The sequence below is a fragment of the Pseudomonas sp. NPDC085632 genome, assembly GCF_044541255.1.
Classification (GTDB): Bacteria; Pseudomonadota; Gammaproteobacteria; order Pseudomonadales; family Pseudomonadaceae; genus Aquipseudomonas.
The window spans coordinates 1-3,012 of the sequence record NZ_JBITSX010000103.1; the positions used below are offsets into that span (position 1 = coordinate 1).

At 60.0% G+C, this 3,012-nt stretch carries 2 protein-coding genes and 1 pseudogene; all 3 read left to right on the forward strand.

Features of this window, described 5'->3' with window-relative positions:
• Nucleotides 1-10: 10 nt before the first annotated feature.
• A complete protein-coding gene (locus ACIF4X_RS29140) occupies nucleotides 11-2,191 on the forward strand; it encodes an NADP-dependent isocitrate dehydrogenase (RefSeq protein WP_397484684.1) in 2,181 nt (726 codons plus the stop codon).
• A gap of 167 nt (nucleotides 2,192-2,358) precedes the next feature.
• Nucleotides 2,359-2,805, forward strand: coding sequence for an NUDIX hydrolase (locus ACIF4X_RS29145; protein ID WP_397484683.1), 447 nt, complete (start codon nucleotides 2,359-2,361; stop codon nucleotides 2,803-2,805).
• A gap of 59 nt (nucleotides 2,806-2,864) precedes the next feature.
• A pseudogene (gene mnmA / locus ACIF4X_RS29150) lies at nucleotides 2,865-3,012 on the forward strand (tRNA 2-thiouridine(34) synthase MnmA); the annotation flags it as partial.

A 3,012-nucleotide genomic window follows, 5' to 3' on the forward strand; every position in this document is an offset into this window, starting at 1 on the left:
GCCTTCAGCCTTGATCGCGTCCACCTATTCCCTGCTGCCGATCATCGAGGCGTACACCGCTTCGGCCGATATCGCCGTGGAAACCCGCGATATCTCTCTTGCAGCGCGCATTCTGGCCAGCTTCCCCGAGCAACTGGGCGACAAAGCCGTAGCCGACCACCTCGCCGAACTGGGCGACCTGGCCGTTACGCCTGAAGCCAACATCATCAAGCTGCCGAACATCAGCGCTTCGGTGCCACAGCTGCAAGCCGCGATCAAAGAGCTGCAAGCTCAGGGTTACAACCTGCCGGACTACCCGGAAACCGTAACCAGCGACGCCGACAAAGACGCCAAGGCGCGTTACGACAAGGTCAAGGGCAGCGCCGTGAACCCGGTTCTGCGTGAAGGCAACTCTGACCGTCGCGCTCCGCTGTCGGTGAAGAACTACGCACGCAAGCACCCGCACAAAATGGGCGCCTGGGCCAAAGACTCCAAGTCCCACGTCGCTCACATGAGCACCGGCGATTTCTACGGCAGCGAAAAAGCTGCTCTGATCGACGCCGCTGACGCCGTGAAGATCGAGCTGATCGCCAAGGACGGTACCGCTACCGTCCTGAAAGAAAAAACCACCGTTCAGGCCGGCGAGATCCTCGACTGCGCCGTGATGAGCAAAAACGCCCTGCGCGCGTTCATCGCCGCTGAAATCGAAAGCGCCAAGGCTCAAGGCGTGCTGCTCTCGGTGCACCTGAAAGCGACCATGATGAAGGTCTCCGACCCGATCATGTTCGGCCAGATCGTTGCCGAGTTCTATAAAGACGCACTGACCAAGCACGCTGCCGTGCTGGCCGAGATCGGCTTCAACCTGAACAACGGCATCGGCGATCTGTACGCGCGCATCAAGGCCCTGCCGGCCGAGCAACAAGCGCAGATCGAAGCCGACATGGCTGCGGTCTACGCCGCTCGTCCATCGCTGGCGATGGTCAACTCCGACAAAGGCATCACCAACCTGCACGTGCCGAGCGACGTTATCGTCGACGCCTCGATGCCAGCGATGATCCGTGACTCCGGCAAGATGTGGGGCACTGACGGTCAGTTGCACGACACCAAGGCGGTGATCCCGGATCGTTGCTACGCAACCATTTACCAGGCGGTGATCGAAGATTGCAAAGCCAATGGCGCTTTCGATCCGACCACCATGGGCAGCGTGCCAAACGTTGGTCTGATGGCGAAGAAAGCCGAAGAGTACGGCTCGCACGACAAGACTTTCCAGATCAAGGCTGACGGCGTTGTTCGCGTCACCGACAGCAAAGGCACCCTGCTGATGGAGCAGGCTGTTGAAGCCGGCGACATCTTCCGCATGTGCCAGACCAAAGACGCGCCGATCCAGGACTGGGTCAAACTGGCCGTCAACCGTGCTCGCGCAAGCAGCACGCCAGCGATCTTCTGGCTCGACCCAATGCGCGCTCACGACGGCGTAGTGATCGAGAAAGTTCAGGCCTACCTGAAGGATCACGACACTGCCGGTCTGGACATCCAGATCATGGCGCCGGTCGACGCAATGAAGTTCACCCTGCAGCGCACCCGCGAAGGCAAGGACACCATTTCGGTGACCGGCAACGTACTGCGCGACTACCTGACCGACCTGTTCCCGATCATGGAACTGGGCACCAGCGCCAAGATGCTGTCGATCGTGCCGCTGATGAACGGCGGTGGCCTGTTCGAAACCGGCGCCGGCGGTTCGGCGCCGAAGCACGTGCAGCAACTGGTTGAAGAGAACTTCCTGCGCTGGGATTCGCTGGGCGAGTTCCTCGCACTGGCGGCATCCCTCGAGCATCTGGGTGTGAACTACAACAACCCGAAAGCGCTGGTGCTGTCGAAAACCCTGGATCAGGCGACTGGCCAGTTCCTCGACAACAACAAGTCGCCATCGCGCAAAGTCGGCAACATCGACAACCGCGGCAGCCACTTCTACCTGGCGATGTACTGGGCTCAGGCCCTGGCCGCCCAGACTGAAGACGCTGCACTGCAAGCGCAGTTCGCGACGCTGGCCAAGACTCTGACCGAAAACGAAGCAACCATCGTTGCCGAGCTCAACGCTGTTCAGGGCAAGCCAGTCGACATCGGCGGTTACTACCACGCCAATGCCGAGCTGATCAGCAAGGCCATGCGCCCAAGCGCAACCCTCAACGCGGCGATTGCTGCGCTGGTTTAAAGTTGTAGCGCTGTAATCAAACCCCGGCCCTGTGCCGGGGTTTGTGTTTCTGCTCAAGATCAAAAGATCGCAGCCTTCGGCAGCTCCTACATTGATCCTTGTAGGAGCTGCCGAAGGCTGCGATCTTTTGATCTTCAATGCACCGAAGATTTTACAGAGGAAGACTTATGGATTGGCTCCCCCACATCACCGTCGCCACCATCGTCGAGGACAACGGTCGCTTCCTGATGGTCGAGGAACACAAGGCCGGGCGTAATGTGCTCAACCAGCCCGCCGGCCATCTCGACCCGGACGAAACCCTGATCGACGCCGCCGTGCGCGAAACCCTCGAAGAAACCGGCTGGGACGTCGAACCCACCGGCGTCATCGGCATTTACCTGTACACCGCGCCGAGCAACGGCGTGACCTACCAGCGCGTGTGCTTCAGCGCCAAAGCGGTAAAACACAACGCGGATTACCAGCTCGACGACGGCATCGTCGGCGCCAAGTGGCTGACCCGCGACGAATTAATCACCCAGCGCGACAACTGGCGCAGTGAGCTGATCATCCGTTGCATCGACGATTATCTGGCCGGCCATCACTTCAGCCTCGAACTGATCCGCCCTTCTCTTTAGCCTTGAGGCCGCGAGCCTGCTAGAATCGCGTCCTTTTTCAAGACACTCATTGAATCCCTATGCGTGATCCAGCCCCTTCTGACACATCCAAGAAGCGCGTCATTGTCGGCATGTCCGGCGGCGTGGACTCTTCCGTTTCCGCTCTCCTGCTGATGGAGCCGGGCGTTGATGTGGACGGCCGGATCTGTCGGACGTGGGAAGACGACG

What these genes read in the sequence shown, in the direction of transcription:
- ACIF4X_RS29145 (WP_397484683.1), top strand. Translation starts at nt 2,359, where the DNA reads ATGGATTGGCTCCCCCACATCACCGTCGCCACCATCGTCGAGGACAAC.